Consider the following 22,544-nt stretch of genomic DNA (forward strand, 5'->3'; position numbering starts at 1 on the left):
GACGATGGCCCGGACCAACTGGTCCGGGCCGTCGTTCTTAAGTTCAGGTTGCCAACCACTTCCGCAGCGCCGCCAGGCACGTGCGGATGGCGTCTGCGTGCACGTGTTCGTTGTCCTTGTGTGCCAGCAAGGGATCACCCGGACCGAAGTTCACCGCCGGGATGCCCAGTTCGCTGAAACGGGCGACGTCGGTCCAGCCGTATTTGGGCTTCGGCTCGGCTCCCACGGCGGAAACGAAGGACGCGGCGGCCGGATGGTGCAGACCGGGCCGGGCGCCGGCGGCAGCATCGGTGCGGACAACGTTGAAACCTGACAGCAGGTCCCGAACGACGGCCTCGGCCTGGTCGGGGGTTTTATCCGGGGCGAACCGGTAGTTGATTTCCACCACGCACCGGTCCGGGATCACGTTCCCGGCCGTCCCGCCATTGATCTTCACGGCATTGAGGCTCTCGCGGTACTCGAGTCCGTCCACGGTGATGGTCTGCGGTTCGTAGCTGGCCAGCCTGGCCAGGATCGGTGCCGCGGCGTGGATGGCGTTGCTGCCCATCCACGCACGGGCGGAGTGGGCTGCCTCCCCCACCGTGGTCACCTCAAACCTGCTGGTGCCGTTGCAGCCGCCCTCCACCGTGCCGTGCGTCGGTTCCAGCAGGATGGCGAAGTCACCGCGGAGCAGGTGGCCGTGGTTGCGGACCAGGCGGCCCAGACCGCTCTTGACGGCTTCCACTTCCTCGTGGTCGTAGAACACAAAGGTGACGTCCCGCTTTGGCGAGGCGCCGTCGTCGAACATTGTGGCCGCCAGGGCAAGCTGCACCGCAACGCCGCCCTTCATGTCGGTAGCGCCACGGCCGTACAGGATGCCCTCCCCCGGAACGCCCGACTCCCAGCTGGAGGGAACGGTCCCTTTCGCATCACCTGCCAGGGGCAGCGGCACGGTGTCGAGGTGTCCTGCCAGGATGACGCGTTCGGGAAGGCCCAGATCGGTGCGGGCGATGATCGAATCGCCGTCCCGGAGAACGCTCAGCTGGGGAACTGCCAACAGGGCCGCTTCAACGGCGTCCGCAAGTTCCTTTTCGTGGCCGGACACGCTGTTGATGTCCATAATGGCGGCGGTGAGGCACGCAACATCCTGGCGGAGGTCGAGCTGCAGGGTGGAAGGCTGGGGTGTGGTTTCGGCAGTCACGAAGCCAGTCTAGTTCGGACCCTGTCCCCGCCCGTCGATAGACTGGGGCCATGACTGAGACTGCTTCTTCTGCCGTGCCCGAAACCTCGCATGCATCCACCGACCACCGCTCCGCCTACGGCTTCGGCGTGGCCACCGTTTCCACCGCTGATGCCAGCGTCCTGGATGTATGGTTTCCCGCTCCGGCGCTTGGTGTCGCCGCCGAAAACCTTCGTTCCGTCGAGAACGCGGATGCATCGCTGACCAGCATCGCCGAGAATGGTGCGGACCAGGACCGCGGCACCGAGCAGAAGGTGGTTTTTGCCCAGATCCACCTCGATGAAGCCCCGGCCGACACCGCCGATGCCTACCTGCGCCTGCACCTCCTCTCGCATCGCCTGGTCCGGCCCAATACCATCAACCTTGACGGCATCTTCGGCAAGCTGCCCAACGTTGTGTGGACAAACTTCGGCCCCGCCGCAGTGGAAGGCTTTGAGCTCACCCGTGCGCGGCTGAGGCGCCGCGGTGCCGTCACCGTCTACGGCATCGACAAGTTCCCGCGCATGGTGGACTACGTTGTGCCTTCCGGAGTGAGGATTGCCGACGCCGACCGGGTGCGGCTGGGTGCGCACCTGGCCGAAGGAACCACCGTGATGCACGAAGGGTTCGTGAACTTCAACGCCGGCACCCTGGGTACGTCGATGGTGGAAGGCCGCATCTCTGCGGGCGTGGTCACCGGCGACGGCAGCGACGTGGGCGGCGGCGCCTCCATCATGGGCACGCTGTCCGGCGGCGGCAAGGAAAAGATCACCATCGGCGAGCGGGTGCTGCTGGGGGCGAACTCCGGCGTGGGCATCAGCATCGGCGACGACTCCGTGGTGGAGGCAGGCCTGTACGTCACGGCCGGAACCCGGGTCCGCGTGCCCGGGCCCAAGGACGAGGTGGGCGAGGACACCACAAAGATCGTTAAGGCTGCCGAACTGTCCGGTGTGCCCAACCTGCTGTTCCGCCGCAATTCCACCACGGGCGCGGTGGAGGTCCTCCCCCGCCAGGGCCAGACCGTGGAGCTGAACGACGCCCTCCACGCCAACTGATCATTCCATGGCACGAAGACGCGGACTGCGCCGCCTCACAGTACTGGTGCTGGCCTTGGCACTGGTGGCAGGCGGCGTTTACTCGGCCGTCTTTTTCCTGCAGCGCTCCGAAACACTCGTTTCGGAGCGCTGCAGGGCCGTTATTGGCGAGCGAACCTCGGAACTCGCCCCGGACCAGGCCGTCAACGCTTCCCTGATCACCGCCGTGGCGGTGCAGCGCGGGCTTCCACCGCGGGCTGCCAGCATCGCCCTCGCCACCGCCATGCAGGAGTCCAAACTCCGGAACATTGATCACGGGGACAAGGCCGGCCCGGACTCCCGCGGGCTGTTCCAGCAGCGCCCCTCCCAGGGATGGGGAACCGAAGCACAGATCATGGATCCCTACTACGCCGCGAACGCCTTCTACGACGCCTTGGTCAAAGTTCCAGGCTACGAGTCACTTGAGATCACGGACGCAGCCCAGCGCGTCCAGCGCTCCGCCTACCCCACCGCCTATGCCCAGCACGAGGAGATGGGGCGAACCTTTGCTTCCGGGCTGACCGGCCAGACGCCCGAAGCCGTCCGGTGCACCCTCCGCGCGCCCGGCACCGGCGGGGATACCGCCGCGTTGTCAGCGGAACTCAGCCAGGCCTACGGGCCGCTGGGGACGGCTGTTGAGGGTGAAACGCTGGTGGTGGACGCTGCCGGCAGCCAGGCCTGGTCCGTGGCGCAATGGGCGGTTGCCAACGCCAAAGGCTTCGAGGTCACGCAGGTGGACGTCGCCGGCCGGAGCTGGAACCGGGAGGCCCGGGACGGGTGGCAGGCCTCTGCGGCCACGGACGGACAGGTTCGGATCACGGTGGCGGCGGACGGGACCGGCAGCTGAACGGCTGCCGCAGGAATACTGCCCCGTGGCTGCCGGCGGCCTGCTGCCGGATGGAGGTCCCTAGACGAGGATCTCAACCACCGGCTGCACGTAACTGCGGAAGAGCTCAGGCTCGGCCATCAGCCGGTTGCTCATAATGATCTTGTCCGGCTCCAGGTACCAGGCCCGCTGCTCGTTCAGCGGAAGCTCGATGATGGTCAGCTTGAAGTCACGGGAATCGCGGCCAACCTCCATCAGCCTGTCGTCCACCAAGTCCTCCAGCAGCTGGTCCGCGCCGCTGGCAGCACGCTCCGCCTCAATTTCCGCGTATTCGCTCCTGCGCTCCCGGGCCCAGGTGAGGGCGGACCCGAAGTGGGCCTGGAGCACGCGCTGCAGGGCAGGAGAATTGCCAAAGGCGTCGAAGTCCGGCGGTGACAGCTCGGGAGACGTCTGTGGATGTGCCTTGAGCAGTTGCTCCCACCATGCCTCCCACTCTGTCTTGAGGGCACTCAGGCCGCCGACGTCCGCGGTCAAGTGTGAATGATCGGCGCTGCGTACCTTGGGCGCTGCGTGGGACAGCGCGGGGTGCCCTGCGCCGTCGAGCCCCGCAGTATCCCGGACGAACAGGGCTATCATCATTGGCCCCGACGTGTCCGCGGTGATTTGCCACCTGGTACCGCTTGTCTGATACATCCGACGTCCTTCCGTCGCGTGCCCTTGCCGGGAGGGGCGATCCGGTAGCGCCCCCGGCTCCCAGTCTATTCCCCCTGATGCCCACGTTAGTGGCAGTCATCACATCCCGTCGAGGTGCTGTTCCAGGACGTCCACGCACATTTCCCGGGTCATCCATCCGGGCTGCAGCAGGGCGTGCATGCACAGCCCGTCCAGGGTCGCGAGCAGCCGCTCGGCTTCCACCACCAGGCTTTCCTTCGGCTCGTCCTCGGGCCTCAGGGCGCTGATGACCCTGCCCACGATGACGGCCACCTCCCGGTGGCTACGGTCTGCCTCAGCGGCAAGGAACGGGCGGACCCTCGCGGCATTCCGGAACGCCATCCAGGCGCACACCTCAAGCGCCCGGGGCCCGTCCAGGGGCAGCAGCCCGCACAGGAGGGTTAATATGGCCGCGCGATGCTCAGGGGTACCGGGTTCCGCCGCGTGCACGTCAGGCATGGATGCCTCCAGGCGGCGCACGATGCGGTCCACCACAGAGGCGAAGGCGAATGCCAGCAATTCCTCACTACCCGCGAAATAGTGGCGGACAGAACCCACAGCCAGCCCGGCTTCGTCCGCCGTTTCCCTGAGGGAAGCCCGTTCCAGCCCGTCACCGGCGATGATGCGTAGGACTGCTTCAACAACGTCCTGGCGCCGGGCTTCGGCATCTACGATTTTTGGCACTCCTCCTATTTAGCACGGATGTGCTCCATTGGACGGTCCGGCATGCCGCGCCGCCGCCGTGACCTGCTGCGCCTCACCGTGGTTCAGGTGGGCCCTGCCCGGCATCCGGAACACGGCGGCGGCAGCCGGTGTCCTTGGGATAGCGTTAGAGGCATGAAAATTCTGGTCACCGGGGGCACCGGCTACATTGGTTCCCACACTGTTCTATCCCTGCAGGAAGCCGGCCATGATGTGGTGGTTATCGACAACCTGGTCAACTCCAGCGAGGAATCGCTCCGCCGGGTTGCCGAACTCAGCGGCAAGACCGCGGACTTCCACCACGTGGACCTGGTGGATGAGGCCGCCGTCGAGCGTGTCTTCGCCGCCAGCCCCATTGACGCGGTGATCCACTTTGCCGGGCTGAAAGCCGTTGGCGAATCCGTCCGTGAGCCGCTCAAGTACTACCACAACAACCTGGTGGGGACCCTGAACCTCATCCGGGTCATGGACCGCCACGACGTCCGGTCCATCGTCTTCAGTTCCTCGGCCACCGTCTACGGCGAGCACAACCCCATTCCCTATGTGGAGAAGATGGAGATCGGGGCCAACAACCCGTACGGCCGCACCAAGGAGCAGATCGAGGACATCCTCTCGGACCTGGGTGCCGCTGACCCCCGCTGGCACATAGCCCTGCTGCGCTATTTCAACCCGGTCGGCGCCCACCCCTCCGGCCGGATCGGCGAGGACCCCCAGGGCATTCCCAACAACCTGGTTCCCTTCATCGCCCAGGTGGCCGTCGGCCGCCGCGAGAAGCTGATGGTCTTCGGCGGCGACTACGACACCCCGGACGGCACCTGCCTGCGCGACTACATCCACGTTGTGGACCTCGCCGAAGGCCACGTGGCCGCGCTGAACTACGTTGCGGACCGCACCGGCGTCTTCCGCTGGAACCTGGGCTCGGGCAAGGGCTCCTCCGTCCTGGAGGTGCTGCGTTCCTTCGAGAAGGCCGTCGGACAGCCCATCCCCTACGAGATCACCGGCCGCCGTGCCGGTGACCTCCCCGCCTTCTGGGCGGACGCCACGTCCGCCTTGGCAGACCTCAGCTGGTCCACCACCAAAACCGTTGACCAGATGTGCGAGGACCACTGGCGCTGGCAGAAGAACAACCCGCAGGGCTACACCTCTTGATCTCCCCCGTCGATTGCTCCGTAGGTGTCGTTTTGACGACCCAAAACGACACCTACGGAGCAATCGATGGTGATTAACGACGTCGGCCGCCCATCTTTGGAAGGTGGGCGGCCGCCGTCGTAATTGCAGGGATTGATCCGGGGAGTTAGCGGACCGGGTAGTCCCGTTCCGGCTCGCCGATGTAGAGCTGGCGCGGGCGGCCGATCTTGGTGTTCGGGTCGCTGATCATTTCGCGCCACTGGGCGATCCAGCCGGGGAGGCGGCCGATGGCGAACAGTACCGTGAACATCTTCTCGGGGAAGCCCATGGCCTTGTAGATCAGGCCGGTGTAGAAGTCCACGTTCGGGTAGAGCTTGCGCTGGATGAAGTAGTCATCGTTGAGCGCCTTCTCTTCCAGGCGCAGGGCGATGTCCAGCAGTTCGTCGTTGCCGCCAAGCTTGCTGAGGATCTCGTGGGCCGTGGCCTTGACGATCTTCGCGCGCGGATCGTAGTTCTTGTAGACGCGGTGCCCGAAGCCCATGAGGCGGACGCCGTCTTCCTTGTTCTTCACCTTCTCCATGTAGTCCTCGGGCTTCGTGCCGTCGGCCTGGATCTGGCGGAGCATCTTGAGCACTGCCTCGTTGGCGCCACCGTGGGCGGGACCGAAGAGCGCGTTGATGCCAGCGGAGACCGATGCGAACAGGTTGGCGTTGGACGAGCCCACCAGGCGCACGGTGGACGTTGAACAGTTCTGTTCGTGGTCTGCGTGCAGGATCAGCAGCAGGTCCAGCGCCTTGGCAATGACCGGGTCGACTTCGTACTGCTCGGCCGGCAGGCCGAAGCTCAGGCGCATGAAGTTTTCCACGAGGTTGTGGGAGTTGTCCGGGTACAGCATGGGCTGGCCGATGGACTTCTTGTGCGCGTACGCCGCGATCACCGGCATCTTGGCCATCAGGCGGATAGTGGAAACCTCCACCTGCTCGGCGTTGAACGGGTCCAGCGAGTCCTGGTAGAACGTGGACAGCGCGGACACCGCCGAGGACAGCACAGGCATGGGGTGCGCGTCGCGCGGGAAGCCGCTGAAGAAGCCCTTGAGCTCTTCATGCAGCAGGGTGTGGCGGCGGATCTTCTGATCGAACTCTTCCAGCTCCGTGGGGCTGGGCAGGTTGCCGTAGATCAAAAGGTAGGACACCTCGAGGAAGCTGGAGTGCTGGGCCAGCTGCTCGATGGGGTACCCGCGGTAGCGCAGGATGCCAGCATCGCCGTCGATGTAGGTGATGGCCGAAGTCGTGGCTGCCGTGTTCATGAAGCCGGGGTCAAAGGTGACTGCGCCCGTCTGCTTCAGCAGCTTGGAAACGTCGTAGCCCTCGTTTCCTTCAACAACCTGGATGCGCGGCAGCTTGAGCTCGCCTCCTGCGTGGTGCAGGGTGGCCGCATTGTTGGTCTCAGTCATGGAGTCCCCTTCATGAGGCTTCTGGGCCTCTGTCGAAAGCTTGATCCAACATCAGGTGAGCCGCGCACGAAGCCTGAGAACACAGGTTCCAACACCCGGGCTGCCTTCTTGTAGAAAGCCACCATTGATAGTCACTTAAAAAGTACCGCCCCTTGGCGGGTGCCACTAATCCGAGACGGTCCGGAAGCCCCTAAAACCGGGCCGTTGTGGCGCGAGTCATAGTATTGTTACGGTGTCGCAACGAGCCGGGACACTGCTGCGTCGACACGCTCGTCCGTTCCGGTCAGCGCCACGCGGATATACCCGTTGCCCGCCTCGCCATAGAAAACCCCGGGGCCCACCACAATCCCGCGGTCCGCCAGCCGGGCCACCGTGTCCCAGGTGCTTTCCCCGGCGGTGGACCACAGGTACAGTCCGGCGTCGGAATCCTTGATCTCGAGGCCGAAGTCCAGCAGCGCCGGAACCAGCCGCTCGCGCCGCCCCCGGTACAGGTCCTTCTGCGCCTCCACGTGGGCGTCGTCGCCGAGCGCCACGCGCATGGCCTCCTGCACCGGATAGGGCACGATCATGCCCGCGTGCTTGCGGCTGTTCACCAGGTTGGGCATGAGGCCGGGGTCGCCCGCCACGAATGCTGCCCGGTAGCCCGCCACGTTGGACTGCTTGCTCAGGGAGTAGACAGCCAGCAGGCCCTGATGGGATCCGCCGGCTACGCGCGGATCGAGGATGCTGGGAACGGCTTGGCCGCCTCGCTGGACATCCCAGTCGCCCCAGCCAAGTTCTGCGTAGCACTCGTCGGAGGCCACCACGGCGCCCAGTTCCCTTGCCTGCTGCACCAGCGCCTTCAGGGATTCGACACCCCGGACGCTGCCGGTCGGGTTCCCCGGGGAATTAACCCAGATCAGCCGGACGCGAGCACGGGTGGCGTCATCCAGTTCGTCCAGATTGTCCGTTGCCACGGACGTCACGCCGGCGAGGGTGGCGCCGATGTCGTACGTGGGGTACGCAACCTTGGGGCGGACGACGACGTCTCCCGGCTTGAGTCCCAAGAGGAGCGGCAGCCAAGCCACCAGTTCCTTGGAGCCCACGGTGGGCATGACGTTGCGGGGATCGAGCCCTGCCACGCCGCGGCGCCTTTCGAACCACCCTGCGATAGCTTCACGCAAGGCCGCTGTGCCGTGCACGGTGGGGTATCCGGGGGCGTCCGCCGCGGCCTTGAGCGCGTCCTGGATCAGGGCCGGCGTAGGATCCACCGGGGTCCCGATGGACAGATTAACGGCCCCGCCGGGGTGCTGCGCCGCTTTGGCGGCGTACGGCGCCATGGCTTCCCACGGGTAGTCGGGCAGGTCCAGGCCAAACGTCCTCGCTGCTGCGGTCACGGTATCTTCCCGCGTCAGTGGTCTTGGTTCTGCGGCGGCAGTGCGGCGATCATCGGGTGGTCCTTGCCGGTGTTGCCGACCTTCGCTGCTCCGCCGGGCGAACCGAGGTCGTCGAAGAACTCAACGTTGGCCTTGTAGTAGTCCGCCCATTCCTCCGGGGTGTCATCCTCGTAGTAAATGGCTTCAACAGGGCACACCGGTTCACAGGCACCGCAGTCCACGCACTCGTCCGGATGGATGTACAGCGAACGCTCACCCTCATAGATGCAGTCGACGGGGCATTCCTCGATACATGCCTTGTCCTTGACATCTACACACGGCTGCGCGATTACGTACGTCACGTCCCTGGCCTCTCCACGTTGGTTCCGGCAACCCGCCGGCACTTGCATCCGGCGCTGCGGCCGGACCCTTGACATCTGAGCCTATTATCTCCCAGCCCGTTCCCGCGAACCTAGCCGGACACCCTAGTATGAACTGGTGAGTCAGCCTGTACCTGCCCCTGCCGGATTCCTCTCCGGCGCAACACCCGGAATGCGGGTGGTGGTGCGGTACCGCATCGAGGGCGGCCTGACGGATGCCTTGGGCCATCTGGCGGAATGCGACGCCGGTGCGTGCACCATCCGCACGCGGAAGGCCGACGTCGTCATCCAGCTGGCAGACGTGGTGGCCGCCAAGGAAGTTCCGCCGGCACCCGAGCGGCGCCGGCCCGCGCAGTAGGCGCGGCCCACACTGCGCAGGAACTGCCGCAGCGGATCGAACCCGCGGGTCACTGCGCAGACCGGTACGTTGCGAGGGCCTGGCGCACCAGGCGCACGAACTCCTGGGGCTCGCTGAGCAGCATTTCGTAGGTCACGCGAAGGGTGGGAACACCCCGGATAACGGTCACGTTCCATCGCCGCCTGTCCTCCCGGTACGCTTCCCTGCTGGCGTGATGGGCGTACCCATCTGCCTCAACGCCCAGCAGACCGTCAACCAGCAGATCCAGGTGACCCATGCCGGGAATCTGGACCTGCAACTCGACGGTCAGCCCTGCCTCTTCCAGCAGGTACCGGGCCATCGTCTCGATGATGGACCCGGATTGCGGGCGGATTCTGGCCACCAAGCGAAAAATCGCCTGTTCCCGTGCCGCCGGAAACCGGTACCGCAGCGCCGGGAGCTGAACCAGCCCCTTTTTGACTGCAGATTCCGCAATTGTCAGTCCTTCAAGGGGCGGCAGGCAGCGCAGGGCCTGACACACAATGTCCAGATGCGTGGGTGGGACGGGGCCCCGGTGCACCACGCAACCACTGACCGGCCTGCCATGCCGCGCAGTCAGATGCGGTTTACCGGGCGTTCTGATGACCCATAGCCCCGCTGCGGAGGCAGCCGTGACGCAGCCCGGAACCGCATGATGGCGGCCGGCGTGGACCAGCAAGGGATCTGAGTTCGGCAGCGCATACACGCCCCGCGCCACTCTTTGGACAGCGGCGTCAAGCACACCGGCTTCAATACTTCGCCGGGATACTCCGGCCCGCTGCAGTGAAGTGGTGCTGGCAACTCCCCCAAGTGCGGCCAGCGCCGCAGTAACAGTCCGCATGAGAGCAGTGCTGCCTGCCCACGGGCTCAGACACAGCGGTGAAGATCGGCTATGTGGAAAACGCCCGGGCGCGTTGAAGGGGCCGTTCGTTGCGCAGGGAGCGTTCCGGCGCAACGAACCCGGGTATTACTGCGCAGACCGCGCCGCCCCGTCGGACAAAGAAAAAGCCGGTACGACGGCGGGAATTACCCACCGCCGTACCGGCAGTTTCAGTTATGGGCCTGGGTGACTAGACCTTGGCGCGGGCGCGGTTGGCCTTGGCGCGCTCGTTGGTGTCCAGGATGACCTTGCGGATGCGGATGGCTTCCGGGGTCACTTCCACACACTCGTCCTCGCGGGCGAATTCGAGGGACTCTTCGAGGGTCAGGTCGCGCGGGGGCGTCAGGTTCTCGAAGGTGTCGGAGGAGGCTGCACGCATGTTGGTGAGCTTCTTTTCCTTGGTGATGTTGACGTCCATGTCGTCGGCGCGGGAGTTCTCGCCGACGATCATACCTTCGTAGACCTCGGAGGTGGGCTTGACGAAGAACGAGCCGCGCTCCTGCAGGTTGATCATGGCGAACGGCGTGACAACCCCGGCGCGGTCAGCGATCATCGAGCCGTTGGTGCGGTACTCGATGGGGCCGGCCCACGGCTCGTAGCCCTCGGAGATGGACGCTGCGATGCCGGCGCCGCGGGTGTCCGTGAGGAACTTGGTGCGGAAGCCGATCAGGCCACGGGCGGGAACGATGAATTCCATCCGGCACCAGCCGGTGCCGTGGTTGGCCATGTTGGTCATGCGGCCCTTGCGGGCGGCCATCAGCTGGGTCACGGCGCCGAGGTATTCCTCGGGGACGTCGATGGTCATGTGCTCCATCGGCTCGTGGATCTTGCCGTCGATGGTCTTGGTGACCACCTGCGGCTTGCCCACGGTCAGTTCGAAGCCTTCGCGGCGCATCTGCTCAACGAGGATGGCCAGTGCCAGCTCGCCACGGCCCTGGACTTCCCAGGCGTCGGGACGCTCGGTGGGGAGAACCTTGATGGAGACGTTACCGATCAGTTCCTTGTCCAGGCGGTCCTTCACCTGGCGCGCGGTGACCTTGGCGCCCTTGACCTTGCCGGCCAGCGGCGAGGTGTTGATACCGATGGTCATGGAGATCGCGGGATCGTCCACGGTGATCAGCGGCAGCGGCTGCGGGTTCTCGGCGTCGGTCAGGGTCTCACCGATGGTGATTTCCTCGATGCCGGCGACGGCGACAATCTCACCCGGGCCTGCGGACTCTGCGGGAACGCGGTCCAGGGCCTTGGTGGCCAGCAGTTCGGTGATCTTGACGTTCTTGAGCTCACCGTTGGCGCGGGCCCAGGCAACGGTCTGGCCCTTGCGCAGGGTGCCGTTGTAGATGCGCAGCAGGGCGAGACGGCCCAGGAACGGGGATGCGTCCAGGTTGGTGACGTGCGCCTGCAGCACACCCTCCGGGTTGTAAGTGGGTGCCGGGATGTGCTCGATGATGGTCTTGAACAGCGGCTCCAGGTCTTCGTTCTCCGGAGCAGTGCCGTCAGCGGGCTGGTCGAGGGAAGCGCGGCCAACCTTGGCGGCTGCGTAGACAACGGGAACTTCGAGGATCTTGTCCAGGTCCAGGTCCGGAACTTCGTCCGCCAGGTCCGAGGCAAGGCCCAGGAGGAGGTCCATGGACTCGTGGACGACTTCCTCGATGCGGGCATCGGGACGGTCGGTCTTGTTGACCAGCAGGATGACGGGCAGGTGTGCGGCAAGGGCCTTGCGCAGCACGAAGCGGGTCTGGGGCAGCGGGCCCTCGGAAGCGTCAACGAGGAGGACGACGCCGTCGACCATGGACAGGCCGCGCTCCACCTCGCCGCCGAAGTCGGCGTGGCCGGGGGTGTCGATGACGTTGATGGTGATGGTCTCGCCGTTGGAGGACGGTCCGTTGTAGGCCACGGTGGTGTTCTTGGCCAGGATGGTGATGCCTTTTTCGCGCTCCAGGTCACCGGAGTCCATCACGCGGTCTTCAAGGTGGTTGTGCTCGGCAAAGGAGTTGGTCTGCTTGAGCATGGCGTCGACCAGGGTGGTCTTGCCGTGGTCAACGTGGGCCACAATCGCGACGTTGCGGAGGTCACTGCGTGATGCAGTGGCTACCGCGGTGTTGGTGGTGGTTTCAGACATGCGTAATGGCTCGATTCAGTGGTGAAAGTCAGCTGTTGTATCGCGACATTTCCAACCGGAACGCACGACGGATCAGGCCCTTAGCACAGGGCGCCTTCCTCCATTCTAGCGCCAGTGCCATTTATTGGCCTAAATTCTCCGGCGGCGTGCGGGCACTCCGTGGCCCCGGCCCTGAGACGCCACGGAAAATTGTGGGCAATATCACTGGCCATAAGGATCGGCATGCCACATGATTGCTCTGACAGACCGTGCAAGCCCGAAAGACACCAGATGCGAAAATCCCCGGCCGCCAAGGCCTGGACCCGTTGTGCCGCGTCCGGCGTCGCTGCCGTTATTGCCTTGTCTGCCGGCCTCTCCGGCTGCAGCCTGCCCGCCCCGTCCCCCGAAAAATCCGCCCGTCCAGTTGCGGCGGCGGCAGTGGCGGCGGGATCCCAAGGGGCACCCGGGAATCCTGTTGGAGTAGCTGCCGGTGCCCGCGTCCTGAACCCGGCCAACGGGCGGCTCGAGGCCGTTGTCCCCGAGATCAGCAGGACTGTCCTGCTGATCGGTGATTCACAGTCGGAACCCCTGGACGGCTGGCCACGGCTGGGCCTGGCTGCGGCGGGGTACAAGGTGTACTTCTGCGGCCGGGGCGGGACCGGCTTTGTCTCGTCGAACGGTGCAACGGGCAACTACATCGATGCCCTGCTGCGCGGCGACTGGCTGCTCCCGTCCGGCACGCCGGCGCTCATTGTCATTCAGGGCGGCGGCAATGACGCCGCCGGTGCAGCTAGTGACAGCCAGATAGCCGCCAATGCCGAACGCCTCATCGCCGAGCTCCGGGAGCGCTACCCCGGCACGCGCATGGCGATGATCGGAACGCTTGCCCGTGGGGAAGCCCACGGCGGCGGGCGGCGAACCGAAGTCGATGCCCTGTTGGGGTCGGTGGCAGCGTCCCATGCCCTCCCCTTCGTATCCGTGGGTGACTGGTTGACACGGTACGGCCTGGTCAAGGATCTCGCGGACACAGTGCACATGAACCCCGCTGGCCGCCAGAAATTGGGAACCCTCCTCGAGGACCGCCTCCATGACCTGGGCCTGGACCGCAAGCCGACGGCGGACCAGCAGCCGCTGCGGGCCTCAGGCACCATGGACGACGGCCCGGGCCAGGACTGAAATGCAGACGGCTGGAGCCGAGGCCCGAAGGCCCCGGCTCCAGCCGTTCTTGTGGTGCGGGCAGCCCGCTTATGCAACTTCCGGCGGAAGCATTAGCTTGGCCCCCGGGATGGCGTTGAGCAGCGCCTGCGTGTACTCCTGCTGCGGTGCGTCGAAGACGTCGTCTGTGGAACCTGTCTCCACCAGGCGCCCTTTCTCCATCACGCAGACATGGTCGGCGATCTGGCGGACCACCGCAAGGTCGTGGGTGATAAAGAGGTAGGTCAGGCCGAGGTTGGACTGCAGGTCCGCGAGGAGGTTCAGCACCTGCGCCTGGACCAGCACGTCCAGGGCGGACACCGCCTCGTCACAGATGATGACTTCGGGATCCAACGCCAGCGCACGGGCAATGGCAACGCGCTGCCGCTGCCCGCCGGAGAGCTCGTTCGGGTACCGCTGCATGGTGGATTGCGGCAGCGCCACCTGGTCCAGCAGCTCGCGGACCTTCTTCTCGCGGCTGGCCTTGTTCCCGATCTTGTGGACCCGCAAGGGCTCCTCAATGGTCCGGTAGATGTTGTACATCGGGTCCAGGGATCCATAGGGGTCCTGGAAGATGGGCTGCACCCGGCGCCGGAACTTGAACAGTTCCGAGGGCTTCAGCAGTGAGGTGTCCACGCCGTCGAAAAGTATCTTGCCGTCGGTCGGCTTCTCCAGCTGGAGCACCATCTTGGCCACTGTGGACTTGCCGGAGCCCGACTCCCCCACGATCGCCGTCGTGGTTCCCCGAAGGACGTCGAAGGTGACGCCGTCGACGGCCGCGAAATCGGATGATTTGCCCAGGCCCTGCCGGAGCTTGTACACCTTCCGCAGGTCCTGGATCTGCAGGACGTTGTCGGCGGTGAGCGCCTCGGCGGCCGGAGCCAGGAGGTCAGCCGCTTCCACGCCCTGTTCCTTGGCAACCTGGATCCGTCGGCTGGCCAGGGACGGTGCCGACTCCACGAGCCGCTTCGTGTAGGGATGCTGGGGGTTTTGCAGCAGCTCCAGGGACGGCCCGGATTCGACCACCTGGCCCCGGTACATCACCACAACCTTGTCCGCGCGTTCGGCGGCGAGGCCGAGGTCGTGGGTGATCAGCAGGACAGCCGTGCCGAGCTCGGATGTCATCCCTTCAAGGTGGTCCAGGATCTGCCGTTGCACCGTGACATCCAGCGCTGACGTGGGCTCATCCGCGATCAGCAGCCGGGGCTGGCAGGACAGGCCGATGGCGATCAGGGCCCGCTGGCGCATACCGCCGGAGAACTCGTGCGGGTACTGCCTCGCGCGCCGATGGGCGTCCGGAAGGCCAGCCTCGGCCAAAACCTTCGCGATGTCGTCCGGTCCGCTGGGCCTGCCGTTGGCGCGCAGGGTCTCCTTGACCTGGTACCCGATCTTCCAGACCGGGTTGAGGTTGGACATGGGGTCCTGGGGCACCATGCCGATGGTGTTGCCGCGCAGCTCGATCATCCGCTTTTCCGGCGCATCCGAGATGTCTTCGCCGTCCAGCAGGATCTGTCCGCCGGAGACCCGGCCGTTTGCCGGCAGCAACCCAATGGCTGCGAGGGCGGTTGTTGATTTGCCCGAGCCGGATTCTCCCACGATCGCCACGGTCTCACCCGGCATGATGGTCAGGTGGGCATTCCGGACAGCGTTCACCTCGCCGTTGCTGGTGTTGAACGTGATGGCGAGGTCCCGGATTTCCAGGAGCGGCCGGTTTGCGGGTGTTCCGGCTTCAGTAATGGTGACATCTGATGCAGTCACATGTGCCTCCTTCATCGCTGGCGGCTCTTCGGGTCAAGAGCATCGCGCAGGGCGTCGCCCAGCATGATGAAGCTCAGGACGGTGATGGACAGTGCGGCAGCCGGGTAGAGGAGCACGGCGGGGTTGGTGCGGATGGACGACTGCGCCGCGGAAATGTCATTCCCCCAGGACATGATGCTTCCTGGAAGGCCGATGCCAAGGAACGACAACGTCGCCTCCAGCACGATGAACACACCCAGCTCCATCGTGGCCAGCACGATGATGGGGGCGAGGGCGTTGGGCAGCACATGCTTGATGAGGCTCTGGATCCTGGACACCCCCAGCGACCGGGCCGCCGTGATGAAATCGGCGTTGCGGACCTCTATCACCGCGCCGCGGGTCAACCTTGCCATCTGCGGCCACGCAAGCAGCACGATGATCATGATGACCGTCCACACACTCTTGTTCTCGCGGAAGAACGGCAGCTGGGTGACCACCAGCGCACCGAGCACCAGCGGCAGGGCAAAGAAGATGTCGCCGAGGCGGGCGATCACGGCATCGATCCAGCCGCCGTAGAAGCCGGCCAGCGCGCCCAGGGTCACGCCGATGATGAGCACGCCGATGACGGCGAACACGCCAACCATGACGGAGGCCTGTGTGCCGTAAATGACGCGGGCGTACACGTCGCAGCCCTGGAAGGTGAACCCGAACGGATGGCCGGCCGAAGGGGCGCCGTCCGAATTTGCCAGCTGGCAGTTGTCGTTCGGTGGAGTCTGGGTGAACAGGCCCGGGAAGAACGCGACAATCAGGATGACCAGGATCATCACTGCCGAGACGATGAACAGCGGACGACGGCGGAGCTTCCGCCAGGCGTCAGCCCACAGGCTCAGCGGGGCCTGGTCAGTCTTCACCGCATCCGTTGCCAGCAGAGGGGTCTCCTCGATGGGGGCAACGAAGTGCGTGGTGTCTTGGTTACTTTTCATAGCGAATCCTCGGATCAAGCCAGGCGTACAGCAAATCAACCAGCAGGTTGGCGATAACGAAGACCAGCACCAGCACACTCACGATCGCGACGACGGTGGGTCCTTCGCTGCGGAGAATCGCCTGGTAGAGCTTCTGCCCCACACCGGGGACGTTGAAGATGCCTTCAGTGACGATGGCGCCACCCATCAATCCGCCGAGGCTGGCGCCCAGGTAGGTGACAACGGGAATCATCGAGTTGCGGAGGATATGCGCCATGACCACGCGGGGCCGGGACAGTCCCTTCGCAGTGGCGGTACGGACGTAATCGGCCGTTGAGTTTTCAATCACGGACGCGCGGGTGAGGCGAAGCACGTAGGCGAACGAGACCAGCGCAAGCGCGAACGCCGGAAGCAGCAGCGTGCTCCAGCTGACGTCCGTGCCCACTGTGGGTTTGGCCCAGCCCAGGTACACACCGAAAACCAACTGCAGGACGAAGCCGAGGACAAAGATGGGGATGGCGATGACGACGAGCGAGGCGAGCAGGACCGTCGAGTCGAAGATCTTTCCCTTGCGGAGGCCGGCGATGAGTCCGAAACCGATGCCGAACACTGCCTGGATGACGAGCGCTTCGACGGCCAGCATTACGGTGACGGGGAAGACGCGGCCGAGCGTGGCGGCGATGGGCTGGCCGGTGAAATCGACACCCAGGTTGAACGTAAAGAGATTCTTGAGGAACAAGCCGTACTGGACCCAGAACGGCTGGTCCAGGTTGTACTGCTGGCGAAGGGCCGCGATGACGGCTTCGCTGGGCGGACGGTCTCCGAAGAGCGCCCTGATGGGGTCCCCGGGGAGGGCAAACACCATGAAGTAGACCAGCAGGGTGGTGCCCAGGAACACGGGGATGACTTGGAGCAGGCGCCGGAAAATGAACTGGATCACAGCTGACCCTCCGGGGCTTGTGGAGATGGGGGGAATTTCATGTAGGACAGCTTCCTGCCGGTATCAAGGCTATGGGGGCCCGGCTGGTGCCGGACCCCCACTAGCTATTTGAGTTGGACGGTCTCAGGACTACTTTGCGGTGATGTTGTAGTACTGGATGACACCGTTCCAGCCGCTGTCCACGTTGGTGACGTTCTGGCTCCACACGACCTGGCGTGCGGAGTACCACAGCGGGAGGTTGGGCAGGTCCTGGAACAGGATTTCCTGGGCCTCGGTGAACTTCGCGTTGGCGTCGTCGGTGGACTTGGAGCCCAGGCCTTCGTCGAGGAGCTTGTCGAACTCGGGGTTCGAGTAGCCCTCGTAGTTGGCGCTGGCACCGGTCCGCAGCAGCGGGCCGAGGAAGTTGTAGAGCGACGGGTAGTCTGCCTGCCAGCCGGCCCGGGCGAAGCCGGGAAGCGTCTGGGACTTGCGCAGGTCCAGAAGTTCAGCAAACTTGGCGAAGGGCTGGCCTTCAGCCTGGATGCCGAGGTTGTTCTTCAGGTTGTTGGCAACAGCGTCGATCCATTCCTTGTTGCCGCCATCGGTGTTGTAGCCGAGCTGGAGGGTCTTGTCTGCCGGCCACGGGCTGATGGCATTGGCCTTTTCCCAGGTTTCCTTGGCCTTGGCGGCATCGAACTTCAGGACGTCGGATCCCTCGACGTTCTCGTTGTAGCCGTCCACGGCCGGGGAGGTGAAGTCCTTGGCCGGGATGCGGGTGCCGCTGAAGATGACCTTGGTGATCTCGTCACGGTTGATGGCCATGGAGATGGCCTGGCGGCGCAGCTTGCCTGCTTCGCCCTGGAACTCGGGCAGGTAGCCCGGGATGTTCAGGGTGGAGTTGCCTGCGTACGGCTTGTTGAGGTGGTTGTCCGGGAAGTCCATGGTGTAGGTCTTCAGGGCGTTGGTGGGAAGGACATCCGTGACGTCCAGGTTGTTGGCCTGGATGTCGGTGTAGGCGGGAGCCGGGTCCGTGTAGAACTTGAAGGTCACGCCGCCGTTCTTGGCTTCGCGGGTGCCGGCGTAGTCCTCGTTCTTGACGAGTTCAATCTGGCTGTCGTGCTGCCAGGCGCCTTCCTTGGCCATCTTGTACGGGCCGTTGCCCACCGGGTTCTCGCCGTAAGCCTTGGGATCAGCGATGGCCTCGGAGGGAAGCGGCATAAAGGCCGTGTAGCCAAGGCGCAGCGGCCAGTCGGCCTCCGGCTGCGTCAGCTTGACCTCGATGGTGGAGTCATCCTTGAGGACCAGGCCGGAGAGGGTCTCTGCCGTTGGGGCGGGGATTTCCGTTTCGCCTTCCTTCTTGGTGGCGCTGACGGCGTCGTAGCCCTCGATGGATTCGAAGAAGCTGCTGTTCGCCTGGGCGTTGGTGCTCAGCGCGGCGAAGTTCCATGCGTCAACGAAGCTCTTGGCGGTGACTTCCTCGCCGTTGGTGAACTTGGTGCCGCTCTTGACCTTGATGGTGTAGTTCTGGCCATCCGGGGATTCGATGGACTCAGCCAGCGCGTTGACCGACTCACCACTGGGGCTGTAGCTGGTCAAGCCCTCAAAGAGAAGCTCAACAACGCGGCCGCCATAGACCTCGTTGGTGTTTGCCGGCAGCAACGGGTTCTGGGGTTCGTTGCTGTAAGCCGTGATGATCTTGGCCGGATCGCCTGCGGCGTCGCTTGCCCCTTCATTGCTGCCGCCTCCAGCGCCGCAGCCGGTCAGGGCGAGGGCGGCGATTGCCACCATGCCCAGTGCTTTGGAAGTGCGCGTAAAACGCATTCCGCCTCCTATGAGTTGTGGGAGATAACGAGGGGGGAATCTGGTGGTTCCCCGCAGGCGAGACGCAGCTTTCGACTGTGACGCAACCTACATATACGAGTAGCCTAACCGCACGAAGTCCAGATACTGGTACTCCGTTGCCAAACCGTGACCGGCTTCAACTGAACGCCTAGTCGGTCAACGGAAGTTGTGCAAGTCACATGCTACTCGCCGGTAGCCCCTACGGCGAATCGGGCAGGAGGGAAGGTTTTGCCCAGAAATTTCAGGACGACGCCGGCTGCGCCAGGCGCCAGTCCCACACGTTCCACCAGACACCCAAGGGGCCGGCGCTCGTCTTGACCCCGGCCACCCGGGCGCTGAAGGCTGTGGCGCCAATGGTCTGGTACAGCGGTAGGCCATAGGCGTTTTCCCAGATCTGTTTGTCGATCTCGGCCAGGAGCTCATCCTGCTTGCCCAGGTCCGTGGTGCCGGCAAGCTGTTCCATCAGCCTGTCGGCGTCGCCGTCGGAAAAGCCGTTGAAGTTGCTGCCGGCTCCGGTGCGGAAAATCTGGGGGACGCGGCTGACCCCAGCGGCGGTGCCAATCCATCCCAGCAGCGCGGCGTCGTAGCCTCCGCCACCGAGTGCCCGGGCCCAGTCAGCACTCCCCTGCCCTGCATCGACCACGTCGAACCCTGCGAGCGCGGCGGAATCCCGAATCAGGGAAAACGCTATGGCGCGGTTGGGGTTGTCCCGGTTGTAGAGGATCCGGATGGTGGGGGTGTCACCATCCAGGAGCGCCTTTGCCCCGTCGATGTCCACCTCCGCGTAGTCCGACGAGCCGTTGTTCTTGGCGGTGTCGTTATATTTCGGCTGGGCGGGAAGGAAGACGTGCGAATCCAGCGGCGCCGCATCGGGCTGCCTGTCGCCCACCACGGCGCCCATGATGGCCTGGCGGGGTACCGCCTTGAGGAATGCCTGGCGGACGTCCTCGTCGGCGAACGGCCCGGAGAAGTTGAGGTCCAGGTGGTCGTAGCCTGACTGATTGTACCACTCGACGGTGTTGCCCTGGTCCGCGAGTCCTGCCAGGAGTTCCCCGGTCTCGGCGGAGGGCTGTGGCGAGATGATGTCCGCTTGGCCGTTGCGGAGCGCTTCGACTGCCGTGGGCACGGAACCTGTGAAGCGGACGGTTATTTCATCCAGCCAGGGCTCCTGGCCCCACACGTAGTCGCGGTTCCGGACGAGGGTCATGGAGACTTCGGGGACGATGTCGCGGACGATGTACGGGCCGCTGGAGAGGAACACGGACGGGTCATCGGGCAGGCTTTTGGAGTCAAACCCGGAGTTCCAGAAGTCGCTGACCTGCTTGAGGGGTTCGTTGACTGCAGGCTCCTCCTCATTGCCGCGGGGCGAGTCCCGGATCAGGTCGATCAGGTCCTCTTCGTCGTTCAGGCCGCCTTTCGCTGCCACCACGTGTGCCGGCAGGCCGACGTCGAACGCCACTTCCCAGTCAGCGTAGGGCACAGCGTATTCCAGGGTGATGGAACGGCCGTCTGCCCCGATTTCCGGCAGCACGGTGCCGGCAAGGCCGCTGGTGTCGGAGGCTACCGCAAAGTATTTGCTGCCTGTCCCCGCCAGGGCGTCGGCGTCGTCAAAATACCCTGACCCGGCCGCCCAGCTCAGGAGGAGGTCGCCGGCGTCGACCGCCTCGCCGTCGGACCATTTGACGCCCTCGTTAACGGTGTATCTGACCTTCAGCGGCTGGTCCGAGACCTTCTCATAGCGCCCGAATTTTTCGTTCCGCACCACTTTTGCGGCGTCATCCAGGTAATAGAAACCCGAGTGGGTGATGTAACCGATCTTGGAGTTGATATCGGTGTTGCCGTCCGCGCTGAACGGGTTGAAGGACGAGAACGCGTTGACCTCCGCGACGCTCACGCTGCCGCCGCGCTCGGCCTCCCCCACCACCACAGGGGTGGTGCCGCCGTTGCCCGAGCACCCCGACAGGACCAGGGCGGAAGCCACCGCCGCGGTGATGTAGCGCACCAGACGCCTGAACGGCATGCCGCCTCCTTGTTTTCCTTCTGCGGGAGGGGCTCCTGGAATCGCCAGGATCACGCCCTGTACTCAGGATAAGGCGTCCGGGCCCTCGATTGGCGGTGCCGTCCGCAGCAGCCGTGTTGCTTCCCGTCCTACGCCGAGCAGGGCTTCAGCACGACGGCGGTGCTCCCGCCGCTTGTCCGGGTCCATGCTGTCCAACAGGGAGACCGCCATCCGCGAGCGGGGATTCCTTTCGAAGACCTCCCGATGGTCATCGATGAAGGTCCAGTACAGCCCGTCCCAGTCTTGCATCCATTCCCCTGCCGGCAGGTCCGACATCCTGCGGAGGTAGTTGCTGCCCGAAACGTACGGTTTCTTGGTGATCTCCTCCCCCGCCGCGAACTGGCTCATGGCGTACACGTTGGGGACCATCACCCAGTCGTACGCGTCGACGAAGAGTTCCATAAACCATTCGTAGACGTCGTCGGGATGGATCCGCAGCAGGGACATGGCGTTGCCCAGGACCATCAACCGCTCAATGTGGTGGGCATACCCCGTGGCAAGTACCCGCGAGATCACCATGTCCACCGGAGCCAGCCCGGTGCCCGCGTCCCACCACCCGTCCCCCAGCCCATTGCTGTGGTTCAACCGGTTGGCAGTGCGCATCTGCCGGCCGCGGGTCCGGTAGGTGGCGCGCATGTATTCACGCCAGCCAATCACCTGCCGGACGAAACCCTCCAGGGAGGCAAGGGGAGTATTTGGGCCTGCATTCTCTAGCACGGCCTCCAGGATCTCCCGCGGGTCCAGCAGCCCGATGTTCAACGCCGGCGTGAGCAGGCCATGGGCGATAAACGGATGCGTGGTGGAAATTGCGTCCTCGTAGGGGCCGAAGTCGTCCAGCCGCTGGCGGACGAACTCGTGCAGGTGCCTGCGTGCCTCGTCCGCGCTCGTGGGCCAGGCAAAGAGGGCGGGATCGCCCGGAGCATCCGGAAACTCCTCCGCCACCCAGGCAATCGCCTGGTCGACGTCGTCGGGCGGTTCGTCTCCGGCAGCTGCTTCTGGTCCAGTGAGGGCTTCGAGGTCAAAAGTCCCCTCCGGCCGCTGGATGGGGTGGCGGGCGAACCGGCCCACCGTGGGAGGCGTGTACCCTCGGGGAAGCTTCTTCCGGTTGTCTGCGTCAAAGGACCATTTCCCGCCGGCCGGCTTCCCGCCGCCGTCGACAAGGACGCCGAGCCGGCGCCGCTGCCACACGTAGAAGTCGTGCATGCGGGCAGTGTTGGCGGCAAACCAAGCGTCAATCTGCCCGCGGTCGGTGAGGAAGTTCGGCGTCTCCAGCACGTCTTCGCCGCGCATCCGGTAGCCGCCGTCGGCCAGGCCGGAATACAGGTCCTGTTCAAGCCAGTCGTCCACCACATCGAACCAGGTCACCTGGGCCGGGCGGCGGTGGCGCACCAGGTCTGCGAGCTGCTGGCGGGAGCTGCGGCCGGCGTCACTGCGGAGGACGACGACCTCGTGGCCCGTCCCGCCGAGGCGGCGGGCGAAACGGTTCATGGACGCCCGGTGCAGGACCAGCTTGTGGGAGTGGAACGAGTACTGGCGAAAGAGCAGGTCATGCTCGATCAGCACAAACACGGTACCGTCTGCCGCATCGAAGTGCTCCCTGAACAACTGATGCGGCAGAACCAGGCGCAGAGGCGGGCCGGACGTCATTCCC

The 22,544-nt window shown here is 64.9% G+C and carries 19 protein-coding genes; 5 read left to right on the forward strand and 14 right to left on the reverse strand.

The genetic code is table 11. From position 1 onward, the window contains the following. Positions 1–43: 43 nt before the first annotated feature. A complete protein-coding gene (dapE, locus tag ACKAE7_RS04760; protein ID WP_408978619.1) occupies positions 44–1,180 on the reverse strand; it encodes a succinyl-diaminopimelate desuccinylase in 1,137 nt (378 codons plus the stop codon). Positions 1,181–1,230: 50 nt separating this feature from the next. Here dapE and dapD point away from each other — a divergent pair, with 50 nt between their 5' ends. Both dapD and ACKAE7_RS04770 read left to right on the forward strand, forming a co-directional pair. Further along, the gene (gene dapD, locus ACKAE7_RS04765) at positions 1,231–2,253 is read left to right on the forward strand and encodes a 2,3,4,5-tetrahydropyridine-2,6-dicarboxylate N-succinyltransferase (RefSeq protein ID WP_188809715.1); all 1,023 of its coding nucleotides are present in this window, start codon (positions 1,231–1,233) and stop codon (positions 2,251–2,253) included. Between the two features lie 7 nt (positions 2,254–2,260). Then, the gene (locus tag ACKAE7_RS04770) at positions 2,261–3,118 is read left to right on the forward strand and encodes a hypothetical protein (protein ID WP_188809714.1); all 858 of its coding nucleotides are present in this window, start codon (positions 2,261–2,263) and stop codon (positions 3,116–3,118) included. Between the two features lie 60 nt (positions 3,119–3,178). Here the strand turns inward: ACKAE7_RS04770 and ACKAE7_RS04775 are convergent, their stop codons facing one another. Both ACKAE7_RS04775 and ACKAE7_RS04780 read right to left on the reverse strand, forming a co-directional pair. Beyond that, positions 3,179–3,790 (reverse strand): hypothetical protein, encoded by a 612-nt coding sequence (locus ACKAE7_RS04775; protein WP_188809713.1) that lies wholly within the window; start codon positions 3,788–3,790, stop codon positions 3,179–3,181. A 99-nt stretch (positions 3,791–3,889) separates the two neighbouring features. Next, the gene (locus ACKAE7_RS04780) at positions 3,890–4,492 is read right to left on the reverse strand and encodes a TetR family transcriptional regulator C-terminal domain-containing protein (protein ID WP_190609853.1); all 603 of its coding nucleotides are present in this window, start codon (positions 4,490–4,492) and stop codon (positions 3,890–3,892) included. A 153-nt stretch (positions 4,493–4,645) separates the two neighbouring features. Between ACKAE7_RS04780 and galE the strand changes: the two genes are divergently transcribed. After that, positions 4,646–5,659 carry a UDP-glucose 4-epimerase GalE gene (gene galE, locus ACKAE7_RS04785; RefSeq protein WP_190609851.1) on the forward strand — a complete coding sequence of 338 codons (1,014 nt, stop codon included), beginning with the start codon at positions 4,646–4,648 and terminating at the stop codon, positions 5,657–5,659. 145 nt (positions 5,660–5,804) lie between these two features. On the opposite strand, the gene ACKAE7_RS04790 is transcribed toward galE, so the two are convergent. The 3 genes from ACKAE7_RS04790 to fdxA all read right to left on the reverse strand — a co-directional run bounded on the left by ACKAE7_RS04790 (position 5,805) and on the right by fdxA (position 8,808). Then, complete coding sequence (locus ACKAE7_RS04790; protein ID WP_066277559.1) at positions 5,805–7,091, reverse strand: citrate synthase; 1,287 nt, start codon at positions 7,089–7,091, stop codon at positions 5,805–5,807. Between the two features lie 227 nt (positions 7,092–7,318). Next, positions 7,319–8,467, reverse strand: a complete 1,149-nt coding sequence (gene dapC, locus ACKAE7_RS04795) for a succinyldiaminopimelate transaminase (RefSeq protein ID WP_408978620.1) — start codon at positions 8,465–8,467, stop codon at positions 7,319–7,321. 14 nt (positions 8,468–8,481) lie between these two features. Then, positions 8,482–8,808, reverse strand: a complete 327-nt coding sequence (gene fdxA, locus ACKAE7_RS04800; protein ID WP_026265673.1) for a ferredoxin — start codon at positions 8,806–8,808, stop codon at positions 8,482–8,484. 136 nt (positions 8,809–8,944) lie between these two features. On the opposite strand from fdxA, the gene ACKAE7_RS04805 reads away from it, so the two are divergent. Further along, the gene (locus ACKAE7_RS04805) at positions 8,945–9,184 is read left to right on the forward strand and encodes a hypothetical protein (RefSeq protein WP_321202333.1); all 240 of its coding nucleotides are present in this window, start codon (positions 8,945–8,947) and stop codon (positions 9,182–9,184) included. A 49-nt stretch (positions 9,185–9,233) separates the two neighbouring features. Here the strand turns inward: ACKAE7_RS04805 and ACKAE7_RS04810 are convergent, their stop codons facing one another. Both ACKAE7_RS04810 and typA read right to left on the reverse strand, forming a co-directional pair. Further along, the gene (locus tag ACKAE7_RS04810) at positions 9,234–9,566 is read right to left on the reverse strand and encodes a hypothetical protein (protein ID WP_188809709.1); all 333 of its coding nucleotides are present in this window, start codon (positions 9,564–9,566) and stop codon (positions 9,234–9,236) included. Positions 9,567–10,272: 706 nt separating this feature from the next. Beyond that, complete coding sequence (typA, locus tag ACKAE7_RS04815) at positions 10,273–12,201, reverse strand: translational GTPase TypA (RefSeq protein ID WP_104185076.1); 1,929 nt, start codon at positions 12,199–12,201, stop codon at positions 10,273–10,275. A 270-nt stretch (positions 12,202–12,471) separates the two neighbouring features. Between typA and ACKAE7_RS04820 the strand changes: the two genes are divergently transcribed. Continuing rightward, on the forward strand, positions 12,472–13,356 hold the full coding sequence (locus ACKAE7_RS04820; RefSeq protein ID WP_408978621.1) for an SGNH/GDSL hydrolase family protein: 885 nt from the start codon (positions 12,472–12,474) through the stop codon (positions 13,354–13,356). A gap of 69 nt (positions 13,357–13,425) precedes the next feature. Here ACKAE7_RS04820 and ACKAE7_RS04825 read toward each other — a convergent pair whose 3' ends face one another. The 6 genes from ACKAE7_RS04825 to ACKAE7_RS04850 all read right to left on the reverse strand — a co-directional run bounded on the left by ACKAE7_RS04825 (position 13,426) and on the right by ACKAE7_RS04850 (position 22,540). Then, positions 13,426–15,132, reverse strand: coding sequence for a dipeptide ABC transporter ATP-binding protein (locus tag ACKAE7_RS04825; RefSeq protein ID WP_408978622.1), 1,707 nt, complete (start codon positions 15,130–15,132; stop codon positions 13,426–13,428). 11 nt (positions 15,133–15,143) lie between these two features. Then, positions 15,144–16,094 carry an ABC transporter permease gene (locus tag ACKAE7_RS04830; protein ID WP_188809705.1) on the reverse strand — a complete coding sequence of 317 codons (951 nt, stop codon included), beginning with the start codon at positions 16,092–16,094 and terminating at the stop codon, positions 15,144–15,146. Next, the gene (locus tag ACKAE7_RS04835) at positions 16,084–17,013 is read right to left on the reverse strand and encodes an ABC transporter permease (protein ID WP_188809704.1); all 930 of its coding nucleotides are present in this window, start codon (positions 17,011–17,013) and stop codon (positions 16,084–16,086) included. Before ACKAE7_RS04835 ends, ACKAE7_RS04830 begins: the two co-directional genes overlap by 11 nt. Before the next feature lie 129 nt (positions 17,014–17,142). Then, the gene (locus ACKAE7_RS04840) at positions 17,143–18,813 is read right to left on the reverse strand and encodes an ABC transporter substrate-binding protein (protein WP_408978623.1); all 1,671 of its coding nucleotides are present in this window, start codon (positions 18,811–18,813) and stop codon (positions 17,143–17,145) included. Between the two features lie 262 nt (positions 18,814–19,075). Continuing rightward, a complete protein-coding gene (locus tag ACKAE7_RS04845) occupies positions 19,076–20,854 on the reverse strand; it encodes an ABC transporter family substrate-binding protein (RefSeq protein ID WP_408978624.1) in 1,779 nt (592 codons plus the stop codon). A 63-nt stretch (positions 20,855–20,917) separates the two neighbouring features. Then, a complete protein-coding gene (locus ACKAE7_RS04850) occupies positions 20,918–22,540 on the reverse strand; it encodes a cryptochrome/photolyase family protein (protein WP_408978625.1) in 1,623 nt (540 codons plus the stop codon). Positions 22,541–22,544 lie beyond the last annotated feature (4 nt).

Source organism: Pseudarthrobacter sp. NKDBFgelt, assembly GCF_046097905.1.
GTDB classification, from domain to species: Bacteria; Actinomycetota; Actinomycetes; order Actinomycetales; family Micrococcaceae; genus Arthrobacter; species Arthrobacter polychromogenes.

What these genes read in the sequence shown, in the direction of transcription:
- dapD (WP_188809715.1), top strand. Translation starts at nt 1,231, where the DNA reads ATGACTGAGACTGCTTCTTCTGCCGTGCCCGAAACCTCGCATGCATCC.
- ACKAE7_RS04770 (WP_188809714.1), top strand. Translation starts at nt 2,261, where the DNA reads ATGGCACGAAGACGCGGACTGCGCCGCCTCACAGTACTGGTGCTGGCC.
- ACKAE7_RS04775 (WP_188809713.1), bottom strand. Translation starts at nt 3,790, where the DNA reads ATGTATCAGACAAGCGGTACCAGGTGGCAAATCACCGCGGACACGTCG.
- galE (WP_190609851.1), top strand. Translation starts at nt 4,646, where the DNA reads ATGAAAATTCTGGTCACCGGGGGCACCGGCTACATTGGTTCCCACACT.
- ACKAE7_RS04790 (WP_066277559.1), bottom strand. Translation starts at nt 7,091, where the DNA reads ATGACTGAGACCAACAATGCGGCCACCCTGCACCACGCAGGAGGCGAG.
- typA (WP_104185076.1), bottom strand. Translation starts at nt 12,201, where the DNA reads ATGTCTGAAACCACCACCAACACCGCGGTAGCCACTGCATCACGCAGT.
- ACKAE7_RS04820 (WP_408978621.1), top strand. Translation starts at nt 12,472, where the DNA reads ATGCGAAAATCCCCGGCCGCCAAGGCCTGGACCCGTTGTGCCGCGTCC.
- ACKAE7_RS04830 (WP_188809705.1), bottom strand. Translation starts at nt 16,094, where the DNA reads ATGAAAAGTAACCAAGACACCACGCACTTCGTTGCCCCCATCGAGGAG.
- ACKAE7_RS04840 (WP_408978623.1), bottom strand. Translation starts at nt 18,813, where the DNA reads ATGCGTTTTACGCGCACTTCCAAAGCACTGGGCATGGTGGCAATCGCC.
- ACKAE7_RS04845 (WP_408978624.1), bottom strand. Translation starts at nt 20,854, where the DNA reads ATGCCGTTCAGGCGTCTGGTGCGCTACATCACCGCGGCGGTGGCTTCC.
- ACKAE7_RS04850 (WP_408978625.1), bottom strand. Translation starts at nt 22,540, where the DNA reads ATGACGTCCGGCCCGCCTCTGCGCCTGGTTCTGCCGCATCAGTTGTTC.